This is a genomic window from Pandoraea anapnoica (assembly GCF_902459765.1).
Classification (GTDB): domain Bacteria; phylum Pseudomonadota; class Gammaproteobacteria; order Burkholderiales; family Burkholderiaceae; genus Pandoraea; species Pandoraea anapnoica.
This window is the reverse complement of sequence record NZ_CABPSP010000010.1, coordinates 214,551-240,077: the sequence shown is the minus strand read 5'-3', so window position 1 is coordinate 240,077 and position 25,527 is coordinate 214,551. Positions and strand designations below refer to the sequence as shown.

The window sequence follows — 25,527 nt, the reverse complement described above, 5'->3', positions numbered from 1 at the left end:
TGTCGGCACGGCGCATGTCGCCCTGCCTTTGCTGCCGCCCGTCTCTCAGATCTCCCTGAGGGGACGGTGCGACCTGTTCCTGTTCGTCGATCTCGTCGATACCTGCCAACGCTGGCCCGGGCTTATCTACGTGTGTCGCGTGCGCACATGCCCGACTGCGGATCGAAGCTCACCGGCCATGCGTTGTCGTAGACGTCGCCCGTGCAATACGCTTCGCAGTTCGCATGGCCGATCGTCACGTTGCCCGGATCCTGCCAGATGAGCAGCTTGCAACTGCCGCTGTTCGCGCGCAGCTCGATGCTCGGCTTCCACTGCGTCTGGTGAAAGTTCGCCAGATTGAAGTGGCAACTGCCACGGCTGCCCACCCACAGACGCCAGTCCAGCGCCTGCACCGCATTGCCCTGCACCTTGAGCGTTGCCTGTTCGCGAAAACCGTCTTCGTCGGTCTGCGAGCAGTACCCCGAGAGGTTGACTTCGCGATAGGCGATGGGCGTCGGGCGCGAGAATGGCAGTGAGCACGACGCGAGCGTGAGCACCATGCCAGCAAGCATCACACCCCGGGAGACCAGCGACGCAGTGCGTGCGCTGGCCGGAGCAGGAACCGTCATTTCGCGTTGCATGCGCTGGCGGCTCATGATCAGACGCCCGTCGGAGCGCGCTTGTGCCAGTCGGTCGCGCGCTGGAACGCGTCGGCCACTTGCAGCAGGCGGGCTTCGTCGAAGTAGTTGCCGATCATTTGCAGGCCGACCGGGCGCGCGTCGCGTCCAGGGCCGACCGGCAGGCTCATGCCCGGCAGACCGGCCAGACTCACCGACAGCGTATAGATGTCGGCCAGATACATCTGCACCGGATCGGCGCTCTTCTCGCCAAGGTTCCACGCCACGGACGGCGCGACCGGGCCCATGATCACGTCGCACTGCGCGAACGCATTCTGGAAGTCCTGCGCGATCAGACGGCGGATCTTCTGCGCCTGCAGATAGTAGGCGTCGTAGTAGCCGTGCGAGAGCACGTACGTCCCCACCAGAATGCGGCGCTTGACCTCGGTGCCGAAGCCTTCGGCACGCGACTTCTTGTACATGTCGAGCAGATCGCGGTACTCGGCCGCGCGATGGCCGAAGCGCACGCCATCGAAACGCGACAGGTTCGACGAAGCTTCTGCCGGGGCGAGCACGTAGTACACGGGGATCGAGAGTTCCGTCTTCGGCAGCGACACCGGCACGCGCACGGCGCCCAACTTCTCGAACTCAGCGAGCGCGTTGTCGATGGACGCGCGTACGTCGGCGTCCAGACCGTCACCGAAGTATTCGGCGGGCAGACCGATACGCAGACCGGCCAGCGGCTTGTCGGCAGTTGCGCCGTCGAGCGGCTTGCCCAGACCGCGCGCGAAGTCTTCGTCCGCACGTTCGAGACTGGTCGAATCGCGGGCGTCGAAGCCAGCCATGCCGTTGAGCAGCCATGCGCAATCCGCCGCGCTGTGACCGAACGGGCCGCCCTGATCGAGCGACGAAGCGAACGCGATCATGCCGTAGCGCGATACGCGGCCGTACGTCGGCTTGATGCCGGTGACGCCGCAGAAAGCGGCTGGCTGACGGATCGAGCCACCGGTGTCGGTGCCGGTGGCGACCGGTGCAAGGCGCGCAGCGACAGCCGCCGCCGAGCCCCCCGACGAACCGCCCGGCACAGCGAGCTTGTCCCATGGGTTCTTGACCGGACCGTAGTAGGAATTTTCGTTCGACGAGCCCATGGCGAACTCGTCCATATTGGTCTTGCCGAGCGTGACCATGCCCGCGTTCTGGAGACGCTCGACGACGGCGGCGTCGTACGGGCTGTCATAGCCCTTGAGCATGCGTGAACCCGCCGTGCTGTGCCAGCCGCGCGTGACGAACACGTCCTTGTGGGCGACGGGAATGCCCAGCAGCGGCTGGTTCACGCCGTCACCGGCAGCGATGCGGGCGTCGGCAGCGCGCGCCTGCGCGAGGCTGGCTCCGGCGTCGACATGCACGAAGGCGTTCAGATCGGCGGCACCGGCAATGCGGTCCAGATAGTGCTGCGTCAGCTCGACGCTCGAGACGCGCTTGGCGTCGAGCGCGGCGCGCAAATCCTGCAAATGAATCAGATCTTGTTCCATGATGGCGGCTTGACTGGGTAGCGCATGAAGGCGGAAGGCGCGAGGCCCCTGGTGCAGGAGGCAGGCGGGACGCGCGCGTGTCCTCGGACAGCGTTCGCGTCTCGCGCCGGACTCACTCGATGACCTTCGGCACCAGATAGAGGCCGTCCTGCACGGCGGGCGCCGGACGCTGATTTGCCTCGCGATCGACCTGCTCCGTCACCGCATCGGTGCGCAGACGCTGAGCGACTTCCTGAATTTGTTCGATGGGATGCGCGAGCGGTGCGACGCCCGTCGTGTCGACTGACTGCATCTGTTCGACGAGCGCGAAGAAGCCGTTAAGCTCCTTTTCCATGTGAGCCGCCTCGTCATCGGCCAGCTCGAGACGCGCGAGATGAGCGATGCGTTTGACGTCTGAGAGATTCAAAGCCATGAAGAAATCCCAAAAAAATGCGCATTGGAGAGCAGCCGAATGCACGCCTGCCGCCAAAATTAGGGACAGAATGCGGAGAATCTGCGGACAAGGTCACGCCCGTCTGCCGTTTTACTCCGTGCACTGCACTGCGCAGGACGTCGGACACGCCGCACCGTGAGGCTCCCGGCGAGTTTGCCCCGGGGGTCGAATGTGGCGTCAACGTGCTCGTTTTTCCTGCAAAACCTGCGAAATTATAAGGTATCATTGCGCATTAAATTTGCGTCGGAGCGTGTTTTTGCACCCTCCGCCGCTGTCGCGCAGGTGGGCCACGGCTAGTCCGGGGGGCGCGACAGACGATCGCGCAGTCCAGTGGAAGACCCTGACGCGACGGATTTTTAACGGCAGCCCCGCCTCCTGCCCGGTACCGCATTCCTCGGTTTGTCCGCACGTTTCGCGAGCCGCCGCGTGGCGCCTGGCGATTTTTTTGCGAACAGGCCGGAACCCAGACGACAGGCAGCCGTCCCAGTCAAACGCATTGGGCGGCCTCAAGCAAACACAGGATTTTGCATGTTCGGTTTTCTTCGCAGCTATTTCTCCAACGACCTGGCCATTGACCTGGGCACGGCCAATACCCTGATCTATATGCGCGGCAAGGGCGTCGTCCTCGACGAACCTTCGGTGGTCGCCATTCGTCAGGAAGGCGGCCCGAGCGGCAAGAAGACGATTCAGGCCGTCGGTAAAGAAGCCAAACAGATGCTCGGCAAGGTGCCGGGCAACATCGAGGCGATCCGCCCGATGAAGGACGGCGTGATCGCCGACTTCACCGTGACCGAGCAGATGATCAAGCAGTTCATCAAGATGGCTCACGAGTCGCGTCTGTTCTCGCCGTCGCCGCGCATCATCATCTGCGTGCCGTGCGGTTCGACCCAGGTCGAGCGTCGCGCCATCAAGGAAGCCGCGCACGGCGCCGGCGCCTCGCAGGTGTACCTGATCGAAGAGCCGATGGCCGCTGCCATCGGTGCCGGCCTGCCGGTCTCGGAAGCCACGGGCTCGATGGTCGTCGATATCGGCGGCGGCACGACCGAAGTGGGCGTGATCTCGCTGGGCGGCATCGTCTATAAGGGTTCGGTGCGTGTTGGTGGCGACAAGTTCGACGAAGCCATCGTCAACTACATCCGCCGCAACTACGGCATGTTGATCGGCGAACAAACCGCCGAAGCGATCAAGAAGGAAATCGGCTCGGCCTTCCCGGGTTCGGAAGTCAAGGAAATGGAAGTCAAGGGCCGCAACCTCTCGGAAGGGATTCCGCGCGCCTTCACCATTTCCAGCAACGAAATCCTCGAAGCCCTGACCGATCCGCTCAATCAGATCGTGTCGTCGGTGAAGATTGCACTGGAACAGACGCCGCCGGAACTGGGCGCCGACATCGCCGAGCGCGGCATGATGCTCACGGGCGGTGGTGCGTTGCTGCGCGATCTGGACCGTCTGCTCGCCGAAGAAACCGGCCTGCCCGTGCTCGTCGCCGAAGACCCGCTCACCTGCGTGGTGCGTGGCTCGGGCATGGCGCTTGAGCGCATGGACAAGCTCGGCAGCATCTTCTCCTACGAGTAAGCCAACGTGCGTGGTTCGTCGTCCGGCGCGGTGGGGCATTCCCTTGCACACCTCGCCCGGCACGACAGACCGCGCAGCAAGATCTCGCGCACGGGGTCAGGCGTCACGCCGCTTGTCACGTCACTTCGTCGCGCCCGACTGACACCACTCGCGCACCGCAGCGTCTCGCTGCGCGTGCTTCCCTGAAGGGCCCACCATGCAGTACAGTCCGCCGCCACTGTTCAAACAGGGACCGTCGGCATTGGCCCGGCTGATCTGTTTCGTCGCGCTCGCCATCGGCCTGCTCGTGGTCGACTCGCACTACAACACGCTGGAGCGGGTGCGAAGCGTCGTCGGCACCGCCCTCTATCCCGTGCAACGCATGATGCTGTTGCCGCGCGACGCCATTCTCGGCGTAGCGGGTTTCTTCTCGACCGAATCGCAGCTCACCACCGAAAACGGCACGCTGCGCGAGCGCAATCTCGAACTCTCCGTCCAGGCCCAGCGCAATAACCAGCTGGTGGCCGAGAACGAACATCTGCGCCAGATGCTGGCCCTGCGCGAGCGTCTGCCCGTGCCCAGCATTCCGGCGGAAATCGAATACGACACGCGCGATCCGTTCACGCAACGCGTGGTCATCGATCGCGGCACGAAGCACGGCGTCAAGCTGGGCGCGCCGGTCGTCACAGAGCAAGGCCTGCTCGGCCAGGTCTCGCGGGTGTTCCTGATGCAAAGCGAAGTCACGCTGCTGACCGACAAGGAACAGGCCGTGCCGGTCCAGGTCACGCGCAGTGGCGTCCATAGCGTGATTTACGGTGGCCTGCGCGGCGACGTGCTCGATCTGCGCTTCATTCCGCTGTCGGCCGACGTGAAGGTCGGCGACGAAATCGCCACCAGCGGTCTGGACGGCGTGTACCCCGCCGGTCTGCCGGTCGCACGCATCACGAAGGTCGATCGGGTTTCGGACACCGCGTTTGCGCGCATTCTGTGTCAGCCGGTGGCCAACCTGCGCAGCCAGCGTCAGGTGCTGGTCCTGCAATACACCACGCCGCTGGCGCTGCATCCGGACGCCGCGGCCGATCTCGCACGCGCCTCCGATCCGTCGGCCAGTGGCGCGAAACCCGCGCCGAAGGGCGGCACGCGCGCCGATCCGAAGCTCGCGCCGGGCGCCCGCAAGGGTCATTGAGGAATTCACATGCCACGACCGCAATACATCCTGCTGCCGGTCAATCCGTACTTCATCGCGCTCAGTCTCGTGGTGGCGTTTCTGGTCAACCTGATGCCGTGGGGGCACGCCCCCGCCATGCCCGACTTCGTCGCGCTGGTGCTGATGTTCTGGAACATCCACCAGCCGCGCAAGGTCGGCATGGGCGTGGCGTTTCTGGTCGGATTGCTCATGGACGTGCACAACGCCGGACTGCTGGGTGAGCATGCGCTCGCTTACACGCTGCTGTCGTACGGTGCGATCATGATTCACCGCCGTGTTCTGTTCTTCACGCTGCTCGGTCAGGCGCTCACGGTGCTGCCGTTGCTGCTGCTCGCGCACGTGGTGCCGTTCATCATTCGTCTGGCGACCGGCGCAGCATTTCCGGGCTGGTGGCCGCTCGCGGCCAGCTTCGTGGAAGCTGTGCTCTGGCCGGTGATCAGTATCTTGCTGCTGGCGCCGCAGAAACGCGCCGTCGACCGCGACGATACGCGTCCGATCTGACGGGCTTCCCCGCCCTCAGATCGCACCTACGAGCCCCGCCCAGCCAGCATGACCGAGTTCAAGAATCCCCAGCAACAACTGCAGACGTTTCACCTGCGGGTAACGGCGGCCGCGTTTTTCGTGCTGATTTGCTTCAGCCTGCTCGCGGTACGTTTCGTCTATCTGCAAGTCTTCCGTCACAACCAGTACGCCCTGCAAGCCGACGAAAACCGCGTCTCCCTCGCGCCCATCGTGCCCAACCGTGGCGTGATCATGGATCGTAACGGCGTGGTCCTGGCGCGCAACTATTCCGCCTACACGCTGGAAATCACGCCGTCGAAGATCGGCCGTCCGCTCGAAGACCTCGTCACCGATCTGTCGGACGTGATCGAGATCACGCCGCGCGACCGCGCCCGCTTCAAGAAGTTGATGGACGACAGCAAGAGCTTCGAGAGCCTGCCGATTCGCACTCGGCTGACCGACGAGGAAGTCGCCCGCTTCACCGCCCAGCGTTTCCGCTTTCCCGGCGTGGACGTGCACGCGCGCCTGTTCCGTCAATATCCGCTCGGCGAGACTGCCGCGCACGTGATCGGCTACATCGGCCGGATTTCGCAGCGCGATCGTCAGCGTATCGACGCAATGAGCGAAGAGAACGACAGCGACAGCGCCAAGTACGACATCCGCCGCGACGTCAACAACTACAAGGGCACCGATTACATTGGCAAGATCGGCGTCGAGCAAAGCTACGAGACGCAGCTCCACGGCATCACCGGTTTCGAGGAAATCGAAGTGACCGCCGGGGGCCGTCCGGTGCGTACGATCTCGCGCACCCCGGCAACACCGGGCGACAACCTCGTGCTGTCCATCGACATCAAGCTTCAGCAGGTCGCCGAACAGGCCTTCGCCGGACGTCGCGGTGCGGTGGTCGCCATCGAACCGAAGACCGGCGACGTGCTCGCCTTCGTGTCCGCGCCGAGTTTCGACCCGAACATGTTCGTCGAAGGCATCGATCAGCAGAACTGGGACGCCCTGAACACCTCGGCCGACCGGCCGCTGCTCAACCGTCCGTTGCGCGGCACCTATCCGATCGGCTCGACGTACAAGCCGTTCATGGCACTCGCCGCGCTCGAACTCGGCAAACGCACGACGAACTGGGGTTTTCAGGACACGGGTTCGTTCACGCTGGGCAACCACACGTTCCGCAACGACGTGCGCAACGGTCAGGGCTGGATCGACATGTACCGCTCGATCGTGGTCTCGAACGATACGTATTACTACATGCTCGCGCACGATCTGGGCGTGAACGCCATTCACGACTTCATGGCGCCGCTCGGCTTCGGTCAGTTGACGGGCATCGACATCGAAGGCGAAGCGCGCGGCATCCTGCCGTCGACCGAATGGAAGCGCAAGGCGTACAAGAAGCCAGCGCAGCAGAAGTGGTACGACGGCGAGACGATCAGTCTGGGCATCGGACAGGGCTACAACTCGTTCACGATCCTGCAACTCGCGCACGCCACCGCCACGCTTGCTAACAACGGCGTGGTGATGAAGCCTCACCTCGTGAAGGCCGTCGAAGATCCCGTCTCGCATGCGCGTCAGCTCACCGTGCCGCATGAAAGCGCGCGTCTGCCGTACAAGCAGGCGGACATCGATTTCGTCAAACGGGCAATGGTCGGCGTGATCAAGGAAGGCACGGGACGTCAGGCGTTCGCCGGTGCACCTTACGATGCGGGCGGCAAGACGGGCACGGCGCAGGTGTACTCGCTCGGCAAGAACGAGAAGTACAACCACAATGCGATTCCCGAGTTCAAGCGCGACCACGCCCTGTTCATCGCCTTCGCCCCGGCAGAAGATCCGAAGATCGCCATTGCGCTGATCGTCGAGAACGCCGGTTGGGGTGGCGCGCAGGCCGGCCCGGTGGCGCGACGTCTGCTCGACTACTACCTTATCGACGAGCCGAAGGAGCGAGCGGCCGAAGCCGCCGCACTGCAAGCTGCCGCGTCTGGCGCAGGCACGGCGTCGGCGGTCTCCGCCACACCGGACGCACCGCCGGCCAGCGCCGCCGAACTCGACCGCACCGCAGGCGCCGCCACGACGACCGTGTCGCGGGTGGCACCGGGCGCATCGGGTGCCACTGCCGCCAACGCCGCACCGCGCGCCCCAGGCGGCAAGGCATCGGCAGCCACGGCCGCACCCGCTCCGCAACCCGCGCAACCGACACAGCCGACCAAGCGTGAGCCGACTGTGAGCCCGACCGTCGCAGACGAAGCGCGCCACCGTGCCGCGATCCGCGCACAGCGCGGGCAAGGAGGAACGCCATGATGGCGCTCGACAAACATACGTGGAAAGAACAGGTCAAGCGCCTGTTCGCCGCCTTCGACAAGCCGCTCGCGCTGATCGTCTTCCTGCTGCTTTGCGTCGGACTGGTCACGCTCTACAGCGCCAGCATCGACGTACCCGGCCGTGTCGAAGACCAGATCCGCAACATCGTGCTGACCTTCATCCTGATGTGGGTGCTGGCGATGTTGCCCACTCAGACCCTCATGAAGTTCGCCGTGCCGCTCTACACCGCGGGCGTGGCGCTGCTCATTGCGGTGGCGATGTTCGGTCTGACGAAGAAGGGCGCGAAGCGCTGGCTGAACGTCGGCATGGTGATTCAGCCGTCCGAAATCATGAAGATCGCCATGCCGCTCATGCTGGCCTGGTACTTCCAGAAGCGCGAAGGCAACATTCGGTGGTTCGACTATCTGGCGGCCATCGCGCTGCTCGGCGTGCCCGTCGGGCTGATTGCCAAGCAGCCCGACCTCGGCACGGGTCTGCTCGTGGCGGCGGCGGGTCTGTACGTCATCTATCTGGCCGGATTGTCGTGGAAACTGATTCTGCCGGTGCTCATTGCCGGGGTCATCGGCATTGGCACGATCCTCGCGCTGGAAGACAAGATCTGTCAGCCGGATGTCGAATGGCACATCCTGCACGATTACCAGAAGCACCGCGTGTGCACGCTGCTGGACCCGACGTCCGACCCGCTCGGCAAGGGCTTCCACACGATTCAGTCGGTCATTGCCATCGGCTCCGGCGGCACGACCGGCAAGGGCTGGCTCAAAGGCACGCAGGCTCACCTCGAATTCATTCCCGAGAAGCATACCGACTTCATCTTCGCCGTGTTCGCGGAGGAGTTTGGCCTGATCGGCGAGGGTGTGCTGATCCTGCTGTATCTGCTGCTGGTCGCACGCGGCCTGATGATCGCGGCGAGCGGCGCGACGTTGTTCGGACGATTGCTCGCCGGTGCGGTCACCATGATCTTCTTCACCTACGCCTTCGTGAATATGGGCATGGTGAGCGGCATTCTGCCGGTGGTCGGGGTGCCATTGCCGTTCATGAGCTACGGGGGCACGGCGCTGGTGACGCTCGGCCTCGGGGTCGGCATTCTCATGAGCGTGGCGCGCGAGAAGCGGCTCATGCAGAGCTAGCACACTCGCACCTCCTTCGGCGCATCGATGCGTCACCCGCAAAACGGCAGAGCTTACGCTCTGCCGTTTTTGTTTCCGGTCGAAGCTTTCGTCGTTTTCAATGAGCGATACATGGGATTCGGCTTAGTCCAAATCCGATACAAACGAGGCTTAAACGAAACACACGTGCATTCGCCGAGTTCACGGTCTTCATCGAGATGAAGTAGGCCAATTGGCGTCACGCACGCAAACGAAGGAGCACTTCGCGATGGGCATGGACATCTCGCTACAAACCGTTGCACAGAATTCGCGCGCCGTACTCGACATGCTGAACGCGCAGGCGAATGAAGGTGTTGCGAAAGGACGCATCGGCATTCGCAAGGACGGGCAGATCACTGTCTTCAAAGGCATGGAGTTTGTCCTGCATCTCAGACAATGCCACCGCGCGAAAGAGCTTCTGAAAGCACACGAACTGATCGCCGAAAGGAAGTCGCCCATCTCGTCGCTGGTGTCCTTGCTCAAGCTCAACAGCGTCCGGCTGGATAAACGGCCGGTGAGCGAACTGATCCTCAAGCTGAACCGGTCCAATGTAATGGACCGTCAGGCCGGTGCAGGATCTGCGGCGCAGGTCTTGCTGACGACACGCTCGGAAGCGGTTTCGTCGATTGAGCCCACGACGTGGACGGTTCCGGCCAAGCGCGAGGATTTCTATCCCACGGTCATGGCGGAGGCAGAGAAAATCTGGGCTAAGTACCGCGAACCCGCTGACAGCGATACCCCCACCGTAGCGGCCGATCCGCTGAGCGACGCCCTCCCGGAAGCGCCGACCGAATGCGATGCAAAGCCAGCACTCCCGCCCAAGAGCAACCAGTCAGTCCTGCAACGGAACGTCCGTCTTGCACGGATGGCATACGGCGACCCGACGCCCGTCTACACCGCTGACGAACAGAAAGCGGACCGCCCCACGTCGCCAACGCGGGTCGAGTCGAATCAGCGCTACCCCGACTAAAGCCCCCTCGAGAGGAAAAATCAGGCTATGACCAGTATCACGCTGCAATCGGTCGCATACAATTCGCGCCCCACGCTCCACAGGTTGGGGGAGCCGGGCAACGGCGCGACCATCGAGAATGGGCGCATCGGCATCAACGAAAAGGGTCAGCTCGTTGTCTTCAAGGGCAAGACATACCTGCTGCACCTCCAGCAGTGTTACCGGGCGGACAAGCTCATCAAAGCGAACGACTTGTCGACGCACGCAAGCTCGTCGTTGCGCTCTGCGCTCAAGTTCAAAGACCTCCGAATGGGCAAGCAGTCTGCCGACACGCTGATCAGCAAGATGAACCTGACCAATGCGTTGCGAAAGATCGTCGGCAAGTCCGACTACTACGAAGCGCTTCTCGCGGGCATGCCCGGCATATTGTTGTCGAGACGCAATCCCCTCTCGCAGGCGAGCGTGCGGATTACAACGCAACCGCCGATGGCGTTGCAGGAACTGAAATGGGTGACCCCGACTGCCGATAACAACGCCGCGCCCCCTGCGGCCGATCCCGAGCAGACAACGGAAACGACGTTCAACCACAACCCCGTTCCGAAGCCTCGCGCGACGCTGTCCGCGAACGCACCGACGCGGCCACCGCGCAAGATCGACTCGCCCTTTATGCATCATCCGCTGCCGACCAGTCCATCACCGTCAACGGTGTCGTCGCACTCGTTCGAATACTTTCCCGGCACGCCTCCACGGACGCATGCATCGGCGTCATCCGACAACGCGCAGACAAGCGCCCGGAACACCAACGACTCCCCGGCGTTCTTCGACGACTTGCATCGGGGAGGCGTGGCCAAGGATGCATTGATCCGAACGATGCTCCTGAACAGTGGTTCGTAGTCTGGGCGGCCCCTCTGCACGCGCCTGAGCCTCTCGATGAGCACGCCGCTGTCGACCGCGCCGAGCCGCCATACCCCAGCGTATACGATGAGCCAAACCTGCAAGCGGCTTAGCGCTGCGGGCATGACCATTGTCTTTCGAACGCTCTGGAATCGGGAGGCATTTCAACGCATGGCATCGATCCATACCCAGATCAACGCCGCCACCATGACCAGTGACGAGGCCGAGCAGCTTCATCGTCTGATCTGTCGACACGCGGTCGATCCCGCCCGTACGACCGTCGGTGTGAATCGCGGCGGTCAACTGGTTCTGCTCGTGGGATGGAGCGCTTACCGGCATCCGCATCTGTGGCGTCGCGCGCGCGACATGGCGCTCGCCGCGCTGGCGGACGCCGACGCGTCCGCCCAGTGGCGCACGCATGAGTCGTCGGACGCACGCACCGGCGGTCCGGATGCCGTGCGCCCCGGCGTACGCGCCATGCGACTCGATCAGCCGTTCGTCATCGTCTGGCTGCTGCGCAACGCCACGGCCGCCGTGAGGGCTCAACTGCTGCAAGGCATCAAGCGGCAGCTCGACTGGCGCGGCAACCCGGATACCTGTGGCGTCGATCTCCTCAGTAACGACCGGCCGCAGGACGCGCTGTCCGAGCTCAAACACCGCATGGGATCGGCCCAGCATGTCGTGGGCCACTACAAGCTGGTCACGCAGAGCAACGCGTCCTATCGCGATCACTATCACCGCGAGTTGTCGACCCGTCACCACCGTACGCTTTGGGTTGCGCGTCAAACGGCGTTACGGAGTTTCGACGGTGCGTTGCTGCCGGCCAATGTCATTCGCGTGAACCATCTGCCCCTGGCGGCCGTCTGCCAGACGCCGCAGCCGGGCGCGCTCGAAGCCTTCCTGTGGTTGCTGATGAAGCTGCGTCCGTCGGTCGTCGTGCATGTCACTCCTCAATGCGAGCCGCACGGCGCGGAACGTCACGAGGGCGCCATTCGCGCGAGCCGACGCCATATCACCACCAGCACGGCCGCGACCTTCGTCACCGACTTCAGCGTGTACTCCACGACGCTTCGCACCAGCGCGAGCGAGGTCACGTTCTCGGTACTGCACGCGCCCTACCGACATGCAACGGATGTGGCGTCCGACCGGTTGTACGTGACGCAAACGTTGCAGTTCGTCGAAAACGCCATGCGACATGTGTCGCCGCCGGAGGACGCGAGCGGCAAGTCCACTGGCAGCATCCCCACCGGATACCCGGTGATCGTTTTCGACGAGCCTGAGGGTATCGCCGGGGTTCTGGTCACGGCGCTCGCCATGTCGCGAGACGTCCACGAGCATCTCAGCGTAGAGGAAATAGTCACCGATATCCGGCTCACGGCTTCCCCGCAGTTGATCGGCACCCACCACCAGCTCGACGTCATCGGTGCGTTTGCCGACGACCTGCGAAGACCGTTGCTCAGACATCGCTGATTTGACGATTCGTCGATTCGCTGCGCTGGCGTCGTCACATCACGCGATGTCTTCGCAACACACTGAGGAACGGTACGAAGCGCCGTTCCTGCCTGCCCCCTTCACGCGACGCGATCGCATCAGGAGACCTGCCATGTCGCCCCAGGCCACCGTGCCCCCCTCCCCCGGACACCCCGCGACCGTGGCATCCCGGCGTTCGGTTCGCGTGACACCGGCCGAGGCGCTAACGCTGACGCGTCAGCCGACGGACGAGAAATCGCCCCGAGATTCGCAGTTGCTCACGCACGCGAAGCGTGCGCTGGCCGTACGTCGCGAGCCACCCCGTGCGCCCGACATCGAGCGCTACCTGCGACGCTGGCTGACCGCGCCGCCCGCCCTCCTGATCACCCTCGCATCGGACGACGAACTGCTCGCCCGCAACACCGCCTATCCACTGCTCGCGCCAATGAGCCGCCGTTTCGGCGACATCGGCTATAGCAGCTATCTGTTGACGCAACGCGACTGCGGGCAGCAGGGCACACATTTACGCACCTGCGTTGTCTCCATCACACACGGCTGCGACGTTGTCACGTTTCCAGCACTTCAGGCATGGACCGACGACGGTGACGCCATCATTCGCGCCGAAGCCCTCTCCCATCTGTATCAGACCGCTGAACGACTCAAGGCAACGACGCCCGTACAGCACCTGCGACGTCAGGATTTCTATCGGACGCAGACGCTTGTCGCGCCAAAGCACCTGCCCGTCGTGCAATCGACGCACCGCACGGCGCGACTCGGCATGTGGCTCGCCGCGACCGGGCTGCTGGACCAGGGCAATGCATCGCTCGACACCGTGTTGCGCGACATCCGCATCGGGTCGACGAAGTTCGATCCGACCTTCCGCCAGCATCAGGAGCTGACCCGCCTCGCGCGCACCCGTCATCGGCGTGGCGCAACGAGACCTGCGCACGACACACCGACAACCGACCGCAGCGATGACGGCGACGCCAACACCTCGCCCGGCAGCGACTCCCTTTCATCCCCTCTCTCAAGGACGTTCCCCGATGCAAGACCTGCATTCCTTCCACAACGTTGTCGGTGAGTTGCTGCAACACATCGGCTTTTTCGCATTCGAACCGGCCCCAGATCAGGAAGTCGTGAGTCTCGATGTCGAAGACCACATGTCGCTGCACTTCGGCGCTATCGATCAGGTGTCCTGGTTCATGCTTGCCGAGATCAACGAAACGCCGACGACCGACGCCCTGGCAGCCGCCCTGCTGGCCAATCATCTGCGCGCGGACTTCCGACAGCCGGTGTTTTCGCTCAATGACAACGGCACGCTCAATTGCTGGATGAAGATGCCGCTCAACGGGCAGGACCGCGCCGCGCTGGCCGATGCATTTGGTGAACTTCTGGATGTCGCGCAAGCGCTGCCTACGGCCAACTGACCCCATCATTCACAGGAGCTAATCATGGCCGTTCCACTGGCGAGAAACACCGAAGATTTACGTATGCAACTGAGCGTCATGCCACCGGGTACGAGGATCGGCATAGACGAATGCGGCGTTGTCGTCCAATACGGAGGGTTCGACTATTGCCTTCATCCGCGTCAGAACATGCGGGCGAGAAATTTCATTCTGACTCGGGAGCTCTCCCCCAAACGCATACCCTCGGCATGGCATCGATTCGCCACGCAGATACGTGCTGTATTCTCGGGTGTGAAAGCTGCCCGCCTGCTCAGGGCCCTGAACACCCGGGCGGTGCAGTCTGTCGAGCGTTTTTCCGTTCGAAGCAGCTTTAGCGGATCTGCGCAGAGAACACCGCCTTCGTCACGTCCCGTCGGTCCCTTCAAGTTCGAATCCCCGGCGAACGATGACCGCCTGATCAACGACGCACAAGCCAAACTTGCGGCGATTCGAGCGCGGAATGCGCTGAAGCAGGCCGCTAAACCGACCTCGCCCGCCACAGCGGCACATTCATCGGCTTGCATGGAAACTGCGTCGAATACGGATGAGATCCCCTATGATTTCCTGCGACGCAACACTTACGATGCGATGACGCCTTCGTCGCCTTCGTCAACTCGGCCCTCCATCGGTATCCCGCCGCCGAATCTGGTTCCGCCCAACCCAGCGCCGGTGGTGGCGCACACCACGAACCGTTGACGTCGTTTCAGGGCGCGGTGTGAGCCGCGCCCTGCGTCTTCTCTCCTACCACTTTCACGCAGCGAGCATCGACGTGCCGCCTGTCGGGACGTGACGCCCCGGATCGCCACGTCCACCCGCGCCGCCATTGCCGCCGTTCCCGCTCACTGCCCTGTTGGCCTCGCCTTCGAGGTCCGGCAACCGCTTGCCGCCCACCGAAAGGTGCCACTTTCGCGACACCCTCTCGCGGTAGCCTCCTTCCACGTAAGCGAGCATGAACTCGGCCATCGCGGCATTCGTCCTGGCCCGGTGGTTTGGGGTCGGCGCTTGCGCGAGATCTCCGGCGGCCTCGCGCAGTGCGTCCAGCAAGTCCCGTGTGGCGGGTACCTCTTGCACGATGCGCTGAAGATCGGCTTCCAGCGTCGTTCCCGGCACCGGGGTCGCCATCTGGAAATACATCTCGTCGAGCTCGTCCTTGTGACGCGTCGAAAAGTCCTGCCACCACGCGCCGCCGCCCTCCAATCCACTCGTCAGACGTTGACGCATCATCGGTGCAAGCATGTCGAGGCAATAGCTGCCGATAGTCAGCACGTCCGCCGAACGACCGGCCCACGACACGCCCGCCGTCACGGACACCGGCGTCGGCGTCTTCCCGCCCACGCCACACGTCGATTTAACGCCGCGAACGGAATACATCAGCGCGACGCCGTCCTCCTTGAGCTTGAAACGCATCGTCGTCGTCACGCCTACGTCTGCATCGATGCCCACGTTGCTCAGTGCATTGCCGATTTCGGCCACGCCCCATACGCTACCCGGGCGCACGCCTACCGCGTCGAGCGCCTGCGCAACGGAATTCGCGACGTCGACAGTGCCAGCGAGATCGATCGTGAGAAAGCTGCCGCAGTAGTAGGGGTCTTCGTCCTCCGTCACCTTTTCGTATGTGACGTTCCCGTGAATGCCGTCCGGCAGTAAAGCGCCCAGTCCGACGCCCACATTCAGCTCAGCTTGCCACTTGCTTTGACGACTGCTCAGTTCGTAGATGGCCAGCGAGTGGGGACGCAGGATGCGCTCGCGCGCCTTGAACAGTTTCATAAAGACCGCCTCCGCCTCCGGATCCAGATCGCCGCTGAGTTTGAGCAACGCGAACTGTTCGAGCAGATATTGCGCGCGCGCCTCCATGTCCTCGATGCCTCTCCCTTCCCGCCCCGTCATGAACTCGGACGTGACCTCGGTGCTGGACTGTCTCAGGTGTGCGTTGATCACCTCCAGCAACTTCTCGGGCGTGCAGACGAGGGTCGACTCGGACAACAGTCGGCGCGCGACATCCGGCTTCGAGTCGGCCAGCGAGAGTATGTCCTGACGCGCCTGCTTGATCGTCACAAACTTCCGACCGGCCGCCGAGAGACTCGCCGAAACGCCGATATTGGCGGACACACCGGCGTGCACCTCTCCCATGTACGTATCCTGACGCTCGACGGGCTGCGCGGTGAGACCGTACCGCGCAATGTCGAGGCTTTTGCCGCACAGAGCGATCAGATCGTCTTCAAGACAATCGCTACTGAAATCCGCACGTGCTCGGTCGTACTCGTAGGACGAAGAGATCGTGAACAGGTCACGAATCTTGGCGATCAGCGCGATCGGACTGTGCTTGATCCACGTGGTGAATTTGTGGCTCGCGTTTGTGACGTAGTCGACCAGGGATCCGTAAATTTCCGAGCGCGACGCCGCGACCGACAGTCCCAGCTCCGCTTCGACAAACGACAGCACGTCCGCGTCTGCCGAGAGCGTGACCTTGTCCGTACGTGAATCGACCACCCACTCCGTGGGCGTGACCGATAAGGTCGAATCGGTTGCGTAAGTGACGCCCGCGCCCACGCCGGGCACCACATTCACACCGACGCCACCGCGCATCCGGAAGGACTGCGACGCGCCCGGCTTCATCGCACCCAGCCGATCTTTCAGCCCGTCGTTCAGACGACGTTTGACGCATTCATGGACGCTGACTTCGAAGTGCCATTTCAGGGAACGGCTGGCGCGCAATGCTGCGGGAACCAGCTTCTGTCCCCAAGTCTTCTTGTTGATGTGGCGCTCGAGGGCGCTTTGCATCGACCGAAAGAGTTCTGAGCATGCTCGCATCTCCCGCGCCGACATTGGCGCGTCTGACGGTGCGCGCAAGAAGTCCTGTACTTCCGCCTTGAGCCTGTCGTGGGCGCGCCCTTTGTCGGGCCGTCCCAACGTGGTCCGACAGTCCTGGTAGACGTTCCAAAGCGCGGAGATCGCCGTGCAGGTGTCGGCGCGCGATAGCGGCTGTGTCCAGGCGTCGTGTCGCACCCGCGTAGCGGGCACGTCGTCGCTATCGTTGCTCGCCTGGAAGAGACGATCGTCGTTCCCGATACAAGTGTCGAATTCGTTTTGCGAAATGTCGACTTGCTCTGACGCTGGCGTTGCGACCGCATTGAGTACACCCGGCGTCGACTGAACCATATATGCCATAAAATTTTGCCCCCTCTCAAATACCGGCGCCTTCTAGCGCTGCTCGAAGCAGGCGCTTGCGTCGGCGTCACCGCATAAACACCTCTGACAAGATCATGTCGATGCAAGCCACGATATCTGCTCGGGTGCCACGCACTGCGCTGCCATACATCAGCAGCATGCGACGCGACTCGAACAGTGAAGGCCCATACAGCCAGGATTCGCACTGCGCCGTACGTCCGCCGAATCGCACGTCCGGCAGCCTCCCTCCCGCGAACGACACCATGAACGTCAGGTGACCATGCGCGTATTCGAGCAGCCAGAACGGCTCGACGCCCACCGCCGAGCGCGCTTGCAGGAACGTGCCGAACGTCTGCGGCAGCGCGCTGAGCAGCAGCGTGGAAATGGCGTGTGTCATGACGGCATCACCACACGTTTGACGCGGTCCGAGACGTACAGAAAATCGTGGATCGCGTCCATGCACGTCTCGAAGGTCTCCCACGGCGCGACATATCGATGCAGCACCAGCAGCGGTCCACGCGTTCCAAAGAGGAAGCCTCGTCGGCAAAGCATGAGATTCATCGTCAAAGCCCGAACTGCGCCGTCGTCATCGACGGCGCGCATGCGTCGCTCGATGAGCGTGCCGGCCGACTGCCGAATCGAACACGTGTCCAGATCGCGTGCCTCGAAGAAGATCGTTTCGTGACGCATCGTCACATCGACCTGCCAACGCTCGTGCATCGCTGCGCAGATTCGTGCTAGGGCGACTTCGCCCTGCACCACGGGCAGCGACCGGTCCGCCTGACGGGCGGCTGCCAGCCGACGCAGCGCTGATGCCGAAATCGACGTGCCGGACTCACGGTCTGCTTCCATGATTTCTTATAGGTTGGGGACTTTCGGGAACATGTCTTGCTTCTGGGCATGATCCGGGTCTTCTCCCGGGAGTGCATTTCATCTTTCGCCCATGCCGACGAGATCGGAAAGCGCTTCCGACCCAAATTCGTCGGGAATCGGCCTAAATTGCGGCGCCGAGCCCCCCAGAATCGATGGTTCCTCGCATAGTCTCCACGCTTTGAGGAACATGATTTCGCCGGTGCCCCCCCGCGGCGATGATTCTGAGCGCAGAGGTGTAGCACACTTCCGGTTTGCGGCCGGTCGGACCTGCAGTCGTCTTCGCTCGCGTCGAGTGGGGTTCGCTGGCAGGAGAATCGGCACGTGAACCAGATCAGTTCGCCGCAGAATGGAAAGGTCTATTTGTTCGACGATTTCTCGTTGGACGCGAATGGCGTGCTCAAGCAAGGCGACCGCCAAATCTGCCTGCCCCCCAAGGAGGTCGCGGTACTGCGCACATTGCTCGACGCCGCGGGCGAAAACGTCAGCAAAGACCGGCTGCTATCGCTGGTCTGGCCTCATCAGGATGTGAGCGAAGAATCGCTCACGCGCTGCATCTACGCCATCCGGCGCGTGCTTCGCGAAAAGAAGTCCGATCGCATCGTGGAAACGGTGTACGGCACCGGATACCGGATTCGCCGTTCTGTGGCCATTGTGTCGGCCGCCACACGTGCGGCCGCGTTATGCACGCTCGCAATCATGCCGTTCCGTCTCCCGAATGCGGCGCAGACGCTGATGCTGCACGACCGGCTCGTCACGCGTTTCTTTGAATTCACGGCGTACGGTCTGCGTGTCCTTCCCGCCTCCATCACGCGCTCGGTGCTCGAATGCCACGACATTGCGCGCTTCGTCGAACGCTTCTCTCCCGATTACTACGTTATCGGTCACGCCATCGAAAGCAACCGGTTGCGCATTGAGCTGGTGAGCTCCGAATGTCATCAATTGCTGTGCAGCGAAGACTTCGAACTGACCGACACGGACAACACGCTGCCGCTTGAGACCCGCATCACCGATATCGTGACAAAGCATGTGCCGGGGCTTTGCGCGTCGGTAAATCTCTCGCAATCGTTCGATTCGCTCGACAGCGCCACCACGTTCCTGCACGCACGTTTCAACCTTCAACGACACACACCTTCGAGCCTGCGGCAGTCGTTGCAGCTGTTTCATCAGTGCGTGGGCGAAGGTGCATCGCGTACGGCGCCGTACTGCGGGCAGGCCGAGTGCTACCTTGCGCTCGCCCATCTGGGGCTGTTCGATCAGAAAGCGGCGTTGCACGGCGCACGTGCGGCCGTCGAGGCCGCACTCGCGCTCGCGCCTCGCGATCCGCACGCCGTCAGTCTGCTGGCGATGTTGCACAGCATGAAGTTCGAATCGAGTGTGGCGAACATTCTTTTCGACCGGGCGCTGTGGTCTGCACCATCGAACCCTTACGTTCGCTATCACCACGCGTGGCACTGCATCCTGAAAGGAGAAGCCAAGGCTGCGGAGATGGCGCTCGATATCGCGCTGGAGCACGACCCGAGCATGATCGCGGCGACGATTCTCAAGATCTGGTCGATGTTCTTCGACCGCCGCACGGACGAAGCCATCGTCGTGGCCCGCGAAAGTCTGCAACGCCTTGGCCAGCATCATCCGGTGCTCACCAGCGCCATGGCCATCATGCTCTCCCACCAATCCCGCCACGCCGAGGCGGAAGCACTGGTGCGGTCCGTGCGCGAGACCGGCGACGATGCTGGCCTTTTGCGGGTGAACCGTCATTACGTGGAACTCGCACGCGGCGCAGAGCCGGCGAAGCGGGCCGCCCGACAACTGCTCTCGGAAATCGACTCGCGCCAGGTCCGCGCGGGACTGCTGCCTTTGATCCTTCACACGGAGGGCATCGGTGCAGCGCGCGACGCCTGGCGACGCATGCGCACCGACTGGTATCCATGGCAACGCCTGTATCGTCACGACCCACGCCTGGAGACGTTGTTCTCCCTCTGACGGCAGCCGCTTCAAGCCTCCATAAAAAAACCCCGCCGGAACGGGCGGGGTTGACGGTGATATGGGGACGCTAGCGACAACGCATGCCCGCTTTCGTCATTACCGATAGAAGCTTTTCGCCGATTCGCTCATCGCTGCGATCGCGCCGCTCATCACCTTCACCAGGTTCTCGTAATTCGCGTTCGCCGTGGTGTAGCGCTGCGACAGCGACTGCAACGTCGTCTTCACCTGATTCTCCTGCCCGGTGAAGCCATTACGCCAGATTTCCAGTTGCTGCGTGGTCATTGTCGCGATGCCGTTGTCGTCTGCCTTGGGCAACGTATCAATCATGGTCTGGATCGGGCCAGTATCGATCACCACCACGTACTTGCCGCTGCCCGGTGGCTGCTCGACCACACTGCTGTCCGGCAGACCGAGATCATTTGCCCACTTCTCGGCGTCTTCCTTGCTGCCGCCTTCGATCTCGCCATCTTTGCCATCATCCCCTTTGTTTTGAGGCGGCCACAGCACCGCATTCTGGCTCGGCAATTTGAATTTCTCGAGCAACTTTTCGAGCGCCTCCTTCAGCTTCCCGACGTCGAGTTTCACATCCTTACCATCGCCTTGGGACGTAATCCATGACGACAGTTTCGACACGATGTCGGTCAGTGCCTGACTGAATTCGAGATACTTCTTCGCGGCTTCCTGGAAGGTGTCGAGAAAGCCGCTCTTCAACTCGCCGATGAGCTTCGCAATTGCATCCCAGAACTCCTGGTCACTCCATTTCCCCGGATCGTCATCATTGTCGGCTGGGATGTCGTCGCCACCCAACGCGTTCACCGAGGGAGGAGGTTCGTTTCCGAGGGAGCGAATGCCGGGGGCATCCGGTTTGCCATCGCCCCCGCTCTGCGGTGCGTTCCCACGAAGTCGGTCGCGAAGGTCCTGCGGCATGGGTATGTCGCTGTCCGCGAGGCCCTGTGCCCGTGCGACAAGATCGTGTCCTGCCATGCGTGCGTCGTCCCAGGCGTCGTCTCCCATCTCCTGCCCCGCGATCTGGAATGCTTCCCAGAAACGGTTGGCACCTTTGACCACGCCGTCGATCAGCGCATCGTCGGGCGACGGTGCATCGAAAGGCATTGGGGCGGGCACGACGTTCGACTGGTTTTCCGGTTTTCCCGGTGGCACGACGTCCTCCAGTGGGAGCGTCGCAGCAGGAAGCAAGCGGTCGGTGAGGATACTGGTCATTCGTTAGTCCTTTGAAGCGTCGGTGTTACGCGCGCAGGTTGTTGGCAATGGTCCCGCCCGCATTGATGGTCGCTTGCGAAATGCTGTCGAATGCGCGGAGCAGTTCCGCCAGCATCGACTTGTCCTGGTTCGATTGTTCTTGCATGGTGTTCACACCGTCCTTGGACAGTTGCGCGCCACTGTCGTTGACCTTCTGATCCTGCGCGGCAATAAGTTCGCTGTAGCGGCTCCCACCGTTCACCACGCCCGCCAGCGGACTCCCCAACATCATCAGCGCCTGCCCCGACGTCTGCGCCCGCCGCCCGTTGTCGGCCATCGCATCCTGATTGAGCGGATCGGGTCCGGGCGCAGCGTCGATGTCTGTGTTCGTCGCGGGCGGTGGAGTATCCGGGACATCGACCCCATCGGCGGCATTCGGGCGCGGGGGGGCAGGTGCATCGTCCAACACGTTGGCGTCCATGCTGTTACGACGACTCGCGGGGGACTGCCCTGCGGCAGCCGTCGACGCATTGGGAGCGGGCGGCACGTCGGGCGAGGCCGGCGGCGGCGGCGGAGGCGTCACATCCGGGGTCGATGTCTGTGTCTTCAGCGCCGTGCGCTCTCCGGAGAGACCTTTCAGGCTCTGGAACGCCCCCATGCCCGTGAACGCCAGTTGCACAACGCCGGACGAAATGCCGCCCCACATCGCTGCATCGCCCTGACGTCGGGTCGCGTCGGCCGCCGCAAGCACCGAGTCGACATTTACTTCGGCCATCTTGTTGCGCAACTTGACCGAGTTTTCATAAGCCCGCACGTAGAACTCATAGACAAGCGACAGTACCAGCGCAGCGTCGGAGACAAGCCCCTTGCTGCCGATGTCCTTTTCGCCGTCTTGCCCCGGGGTGTTGTCGACACGCGCTTCGTCGTCCTGCTGACGCAACCAGTCGATAGCATCGAGGCGATTGGCGTTCGGTGGCGGATTCGCGAGCGATGGTCGCTGTGCGTCTTCGTCATCGAGATTCGGCGTGAACAGGAGATGGGGGCTCAGCACCGACGACGGCGATTGAGGCTTGTCCAGTGCGTCCAGCATTGGCACAAACGGTTGATACGTTACATCCTGAATCGGGAGGCTCATGAACTTCTCCTTTCACTCAAGCACGTACGTTGTTGAGCACAAACTTTCGCGCTTCTTGTTGGACTTTGGCCGCGTCGGACATCTGTGAAATGATCGCGGACACGACATTCTGGGCGGCACCGAAGCGGTCCGCCGACTGCTTCACCGAGTCCGTGATCTTGTCCAGCGTGTCTTGCGCGACCATCATGTCGGCCATGACGTCGGTGGCCTGCTTCTGATACGTTCCAGTCGCCGCGTTGCCTGCGGCCTGCGTACCGCCCAGGGCAAGCTCCCCGAACGTCACAACGCTTCTGAGCGTGTTGGCGAGCATTTGCTCATTGCCCTCCTTGACACCCAGTCGCGAAGCCGCCGAAGACATGCCCTGAGCAACCATCTTCGCGCCGGCCTTGCCCGCCTCGCGCAGCATGTCGGGCACCAGCTTTTTCACGAAGTCGCCCACAAGGGAGCTAAGCATCTTGCCGAAATTGGTCGCCGCCGCAGCACCGCCCGCCACGACCGTCACGGCGATGAAAGCGATCGTGACCACCGCGGCAGCCACCACCCCGACGATGTTGCCGATCATTTCCGCGGTGTCTTTGCCCACGCCCAGCTCCTCGAGCATCGACCCGACGAACTTGCCGATCTCGGAGGCCAGCGGTTGAATGACGTGGGTCATCACCGGCTTGATTGCCTCACCGACGAGCGAGAATCCCGTTGCAGCACCCATGACCGAATCGGCCAGCAACGCGACGCCGACCACCGTCATCGTGGTGCTCAGCCCCCCGGTAAATACCGCGCCGACGACACCGACGACTGCCAGCACGGCCCCCAGAATCTTGCCGAAAATGCCGAAGATCTTGCTCAGCTTCTGGGCTTGCTTGACTTTGGCTTCGTACTCCTCGTTCTGTTTGACGAGATCGGCCTGTCTCGCCTTGCGAATCGCCTCGAAGAACTTCATGTCTTCCTGAATGGCATCGTTCGCGCTGTCGCCGAGCAACTTTGCGAGTTTCGCCATCAGCAAGATCAGCTCATCCATGTTCTCGCCGTTCTTTTCGGTGGATGCATTGTTGAGTGCTCCCGGCAATTGATTGCCAAGAAACTTGCCCAAAATGTCGTCCGCCTTGCTCGTCGCCGCCTTGGCGGCGTCGAAGGCTTGCGTCGCTTCGTGCTTCGCATCGTCGTGCTTGCCTTTCGCAGCGTCGTAGCCCGACTTCGCTGCCTCGTATGCCTGCGCGGCCGCATCGTATTCGGGCGTGCCCGGCGTCGCGCCGTCGAGTGCAGCCTTCGCTCTGGCGAGCGTGTCCTGCGCATTTGCCAGTGCCTGCTCGGCATCGGCGAGGCTCTGGATGGCCTGGTCGAGCGCGGCCAGCGCGTTCGCTGCGTCGGCCACCGCCTGATCGAACTCGGCCTGACTTTGCTCGGCCATTGCCTGACGCGAAGCCGCTTCCAGTTGCGTCTGCTTGAGACGATTCTGAAGATCCGTCAACGACGAATTGCCGAACAACTCGGTCAGGCGACCCAGCAGATACGTCAGGCTCGTGCGTGCATCGCCGAACGGCGGTTTGAGGGCGGGGGCATCGGCATCCGGCTTCGGCATTTCGCCCGTTGACGTCTGCGTCGACGTCATGTTCTCGATCATCTGCCGGATGACGGCCTGCATGCCCGCCCGGATGTCCGACACCGGCTTTTCCACACCGTCGAGGCCTTTACCTGCCACGGGACCGTCAATATCGTTCGAACCGTCCGAAAGCGGCACGAATCCGGGCAAAGCGGCGGTGATCGTAGTCATGCCGCCTCCTTGGCGCCAGGTGCCTTTTCCTTGATGTCATCCGCGCCGATGGCGTCGAGATAGGCTTTGGCCTTCGTGCGCAGATCGGCATCGCTACTGCTCTCGCATACCAGCCCGAAGCATTCGCGCGCGAGCGGCGTATTGCGCATCATCATCTGGCACTGACCCGCGTAAAACACCGGACGGTAATCGTTCTTGCCGACCGCGAACGCCATCGCGTACAGATCGACCGCCTTCTGGTATTCCTCCTTGAGCTGACACACCGCCGCCAGTCCGACGATGTATTCGGGGTTGTAGAAGTCGTAGATGCAGAGGAAGCGGAAGAAGGCTTCGGCCTGCGCTAGCTGACCATTGCTGTAGAAGTCGTAGGCGTGTGCGTACAGGCCGTCCATGGTCTCGCTTGGAATGCCGTGGATGTCCTTGAGGCTTGCGCCGGCGACGACAGCGTCCCAGATCGCGCTCGTGACGCGCCCTTCGTCCATCTCTGCTTGCATTGCCGCTTGTGTCATCGAATTACCTCCTTCCGATCCCCGAAAACGGGTCGATCTTCTGTCTGCCAGCCGGGCGGCTGGAATAAATGCGAGTCGGGGGCCAGCGGTGCGCCGACCTCCCGACGGGGCGCGTGCCCGAAGCGAGCGAAAATCGCTGCGGCTACGCTTCCCGACAGGTTCGCTGTCCTGCCGCATCTCGCTCATCTGTGAAAAATCCGGCAATCGCGCCAAGTACCGAATCCATGATTCGATACCGCTCTCGCGCACCCATCGATAACATCGGTCTGCCTGTGCAGCCGCTGCCCTCGCCTGCGCAAGCGCGGTCTGACGCTTGTGGCTTGCACGGGCGTACTGCGGATCGTGCGGCGACAAAACATCGAGCACGACCTGTGCTTCGGCCACCGCCACATCTGCGCTCATCGCCTGTGCCTGACTTCGCTCGAAGGCCGTCTGAGCGCGGCCATATGCAGCAACAATGCGGCGCGCTGCGTCGCTCAGTCTCACGCGAGCCAGCCGGTGGCTCACCTCCGCTTTCGCTCGCGTCGGCAATACGCCGGGGAACAGCACTTGTTCGGTCGGAAGGTCGATCGCAGGTGCACAAGCCGCTTCGCGCGCACCGGCGCGTAAGGACTGTCGCAATCCTGCGAGGGCATCGCACGCCAGTGCGCGCAGGCACTCCCGGTTCGGGGATGCCCCCTCCGGTTCGGCAAAACTCGCAAACGTGCCCGCGTTGCGCAGCATCGAGAGATGACACATGTCCTCGCGCACCATCTTTCCTCCTGGGGTTTCAAATAATCAGGGGGCCGCAATGTGTGGCTCGTCGTCTCATAACTGCATCCCGATAGCTATCATTTAAGCAACGCG

22 protein-coding genes are annotated in these 25,527 nt (G+C 62.7%); 12 read left to right on the top strand and 10 right to left on the bottom strand.

The features are described 5' to 3' along the window. Window positions 1–122: 122 nt before the first annotated feature. From PAN31117_RS17420 to gatC, 3 genes are all read right to left on the bottom strand, one after another. A complete protein-coding gene (locus tag PAN31117_RS17420) occupies window positions 123–608 on the bottom strand; it encodes a hypothetical protein (protein WP_150739332.1) in 486 nt (161 codons plus the stop codon). 29 nt (window positions 609–637) lie between these two features. Next, window positions 638–2,128 carry an Asp-tRNA(Asn)/Glu-tRNA(Gln) amidotransferase subunit GatA gene (gene gatA, locus PAN31117_RS17415; RefSeq protein ID WP_150739302.1) on the bottom strand — a complete coding sequence of 497 codons (1,491 nt, stop codon included), beginning with the start codon at window positions 2,126–2,128 and terminating at the stop codon, window positions 638–640. Window positions 2,129–2,240: 112 nt separating this feature from the next. Beyond that, window positions 2,241–2,540, bottom strand: a complete 300-nt coding sequence (gene gatC, locus PAN31117_RS17410) for an Asp-tRNA(Asn)/Glu-tRNA(Gln) amidotransferase subunit GatC (RefSeq protein WP_150739301.1) — start codon at window positions 2,538–2,540, stop codon at window positions 2,241–2,243. 549 nt (window positions 2,541–3,089) lie between these two features. Between gatC and PAN31117_RS17405 the strand changes: the two genes are divergently transcribed. From PAN31117_RS17405 to PAN31117_RS17355, 11 genes are all read left to right on the top strand, one after another. Beyond that, window positions 3,090–4,133, top strand: a complete 1,044-nt coding sequence (locus tag PAN31117_RS17405; protein WP_010805637.1) for a rod shape-determining protein — start codon at window positions 3,090–3,092, stop codon at window positions 4,131–4,133. A 196-nt stretch (window positions 4,134–4,329) separates the two neighbouring features. Continuing rightward, window positions 4,330–5,298 carry a rod shape-determining protein MreC gene (gene mreC, locus PAN31117_RS17400; RefSeq protein ID WP_150739300.1) on the top strand — a complete coding sequence of 323 codons (969 nt, stop codon included), beginning with the start codon at window positions 4,330–4,332 and terminating at the stop codon, window positions 5,296–5,298. Window positions 5,299–5,307: 9 nt separating this feature from the next. After that, complete coding sequence (mreD, locus tag PAN31117_RS17395; RefSeq protein WP_039394706.1) at window positions 5,308–5,820, top strand: rod shape-determining protein MreD; 513 nt, start codon at window positions 5,308–5,310, stop codon at window positions 5,818–5,820. Window positions 5,821–5,868: 48 nt separating this feature from the next. Next, window positions 5,869–8,121: a penicillin-binding protein 2 gene (gene mrdA / locus PAN31117_RS17390; protein ID WP_150739299.1), complete on the top strand. Its 2,253-nt coding sequence runs from the start codon at window positions 5,869–5,871 to the stop codon at window positions 8,119–8,121. Then, a complete protein-coding gene (rodA, locus tag PAN31117_RS17385; protein ID WP_039401937.1) occupies window positions 8,121–9,269 on the top strand; it encodes a rod shape-determining protein RodA in 1,149 nt (382 codons plus the stop codon). The genes mrdA and rodA overlap by 1 nt, the downstream gene beginning before the upstream one ends. Before the next feature lie 247 nt (window positions 9,270–9,516). Beyond that, on the top strand, window positions 9,517–10,257 hold the full coding sequence (locus PAN31117_RS17380; protein ID WP_150739298.1) for a hypothetical protein: 741 nt from the start codon (window positions 9,517–9,519) through the stop codon (window positions 10,255–10,257). A gap of 27 nt (window positions 10,258–10,284) precedes the next feature. Then, the gene (locus tag PAN31117_RS17375) at window positions 10,285–11,130 is read left to right on the top strand and encodes a hypothetical protein (RefSeq protein WP_150739297.1); all 846 of its coding nucleotides are present in this window, start codon (window positions 10,285–10,287) and stop codon (window positions 11,128–11,130) included. A gap of 171 nt (window positions 11,131–11,301) precedes the next feature. Continuing rightward, entirely contained in the window at window positions 11,302–12,600 is a 1,299-nt protein-coding gene (locus PAN31117_RS17370; RefSeq protein WP_150739296.1) for a protein-tyrosine phosphatase family protein, read from the top strand. Window positions 12,601–12,733: 133 nt separating this feature from the next. Then, the gene (locus tag PAN31117_RS17365; RefSeq protein ID WP_150739295.1) at window positions 12,734–13,681 is read left to right on the top strand and encodes a protein-tyrosine phosphatase family protein; all 948 of its coding nucleotides are present in this window, start codon (window positions 12,734–12,736) and stop codon (window positions 13,679–13,681) included. Further along, window positions 13,644–14,027 (top strand): CesT family type III secretion system chaperone, encoded by a 384-nt coding sequence (locus PAN31117_RS17360; RefSeq protein WP_174991009.1) that lies wholly within the window; start codon window positions 13,644–13,646, stop codon window positions 14,025–14,027. The genes PAN31117_RS17365 and PAN31117_RS17360 overlap by 38 nt, the downstream gene beginning before the upstream one ends. A 24-nt stretch (window positions 14,028–14,051) precedes the next feature. Next, window positions 14,052–14,741 carry a hypothetical protein gene (locus PAN31117_RS17355; protein WP_150739293.1) on the top strand — a complete coding sequence of 230 codons (690 nt, stop codon included), beginning with the start codon at window positions 14,052–14,054 and terminating at the stop codon, window positions 14,739–14,741. Window positions 14,742–14,795: 54 nt separating this feature from the next. Here PAN31117_RS17355 and PAN31117_RS17350 read toward each other — a convergent pair whose 3' ends face one another. From PAN31117_RS17350 to PAN31117_RS17340, 3 genes are all read right to left on the bottom strand, one after another. Beyond that, the gene (locus PAN31117_RS17350; RefSeq protein ID WP_150739292.1) at window positions 14,796–16,826 is read right to left on the bottom strand and encodes a hypothetical protein; all 2,031 of its coding nucleotides are present in this window, start codon (window positions 16,824–16,826) and stop codon (window positions 14,796–14,798) included. A 454-nt stretch (window positions 16,827–17,280) separates the two neighbouring features. Next, the gene (locus tag PAN31117_RS17345; RefSeq protein ID WP_150739291.1) at window positions 17,281–17,610 is read right to left on the bottom strand and encodes a hypothetical protein; all 330 of its coding nucleotides are present in this window, start codon (window positions 17,608–17,610) and stop codon (window positions 17,281–17,283) included. Continuing rightward, window positions 17,607–18,065: a hypothetical protein gene (locus PAN31117_RS17340; RefSeq protein WP_150739290.1), complete on the bottom strand. Its 459-nt coding sequence runs from the start codon at window positions 18,063–18,065 to the stop codon at window positions 17,607–17,609. The genes PAN31117_RS17345 and PAN31117_RS17340 overlap by 4 nt, the downstream gene beginning before the upstream one ends. A 342-nt stretch (window positions 18,066–18,407) precedes the next feature. On the opposite strand from PAN31117_RS17340, the gene PAN31117_RS17335 reads away from it, so the two are divergent. Continuing rightward, a complete protein-coding gene (locus tag PAN31117_RS17335) occupies window positions 18,408–20,066 on the top strand; it encodes a winged helix-turn-helix domain-containing protein (RefSeq protein WP_174991008.1) in 1,659 nt (552 codons plus the stop codon). Between the two features lie 99 nt (window positions 20,067–20,165). On the opposite strand, the gene PAN31117_RS17330 is transcribed toward PAN31117_RS17335, so the two are convergent. The 4 genes from PAN31117_RS17330 to sicA are packed head-to-tail and all read right to left on the bottom strand — an operon-like array spanning window position 20,166 to window position 25,434. Further along, the gene (locus PAN31117_RS17330; RefSeq protein ID WP_150739288.1) at window positions 20,166–21,290 is read right to left on the bottom strand and encodes an IpaD/SipD/SspD family type III secretion system needle tip protein; all 1,125 of its coding nucleotides are present in this window, start codon (window positions 21,288–21,290) and stop codon (window positions 20,166–20,168) included. Between the two features lie 25 nt (window positions 21,291–21,315). After that, the gene (locus tag PAN31117_RS17325) at window positions 21,316–22,404 is read right to left on the bottom strand and encodes an IpaC/SipC family type III secretion system effector (RefSeq protein ID WP_150739287.1); all 1,089 of its coding nucleotides are present in this window, start codon (window positions 22,402–22,404) and stop codon (window positions 21,316–21,318) included. Between the two features lie 16 nt (window positions 22,405–22,420). After that, window positions 22,421–24,172, bottom strand: coding sequence for a type III secretion system translocon subunit SseC family protein (gene sctE / locus PAN31117_RS17320; RefSeq protein WP_150739286.1), 1,752 nt, complete (start codon window positions 24,170–24,172; stop codon window positions 22,421–22,423). Then, window positions 24,169–25,434, bottom strand: a complete 1,266-nt coding sequence (gene sicA, locus PAN31117_RS27730; RefSeq protein WP_281349200.1) for a type III secretion system translocator chaperone SicA — start codon at window positions 25,432–25,434, stop codon at window positions 24,169–24,171. Before sicA ends, sctE begins: the two co-directional genes overlap by 4 nt. Between the last annotated feature and the right edge of the window lie 93 nt (window positions 25,435–25,527).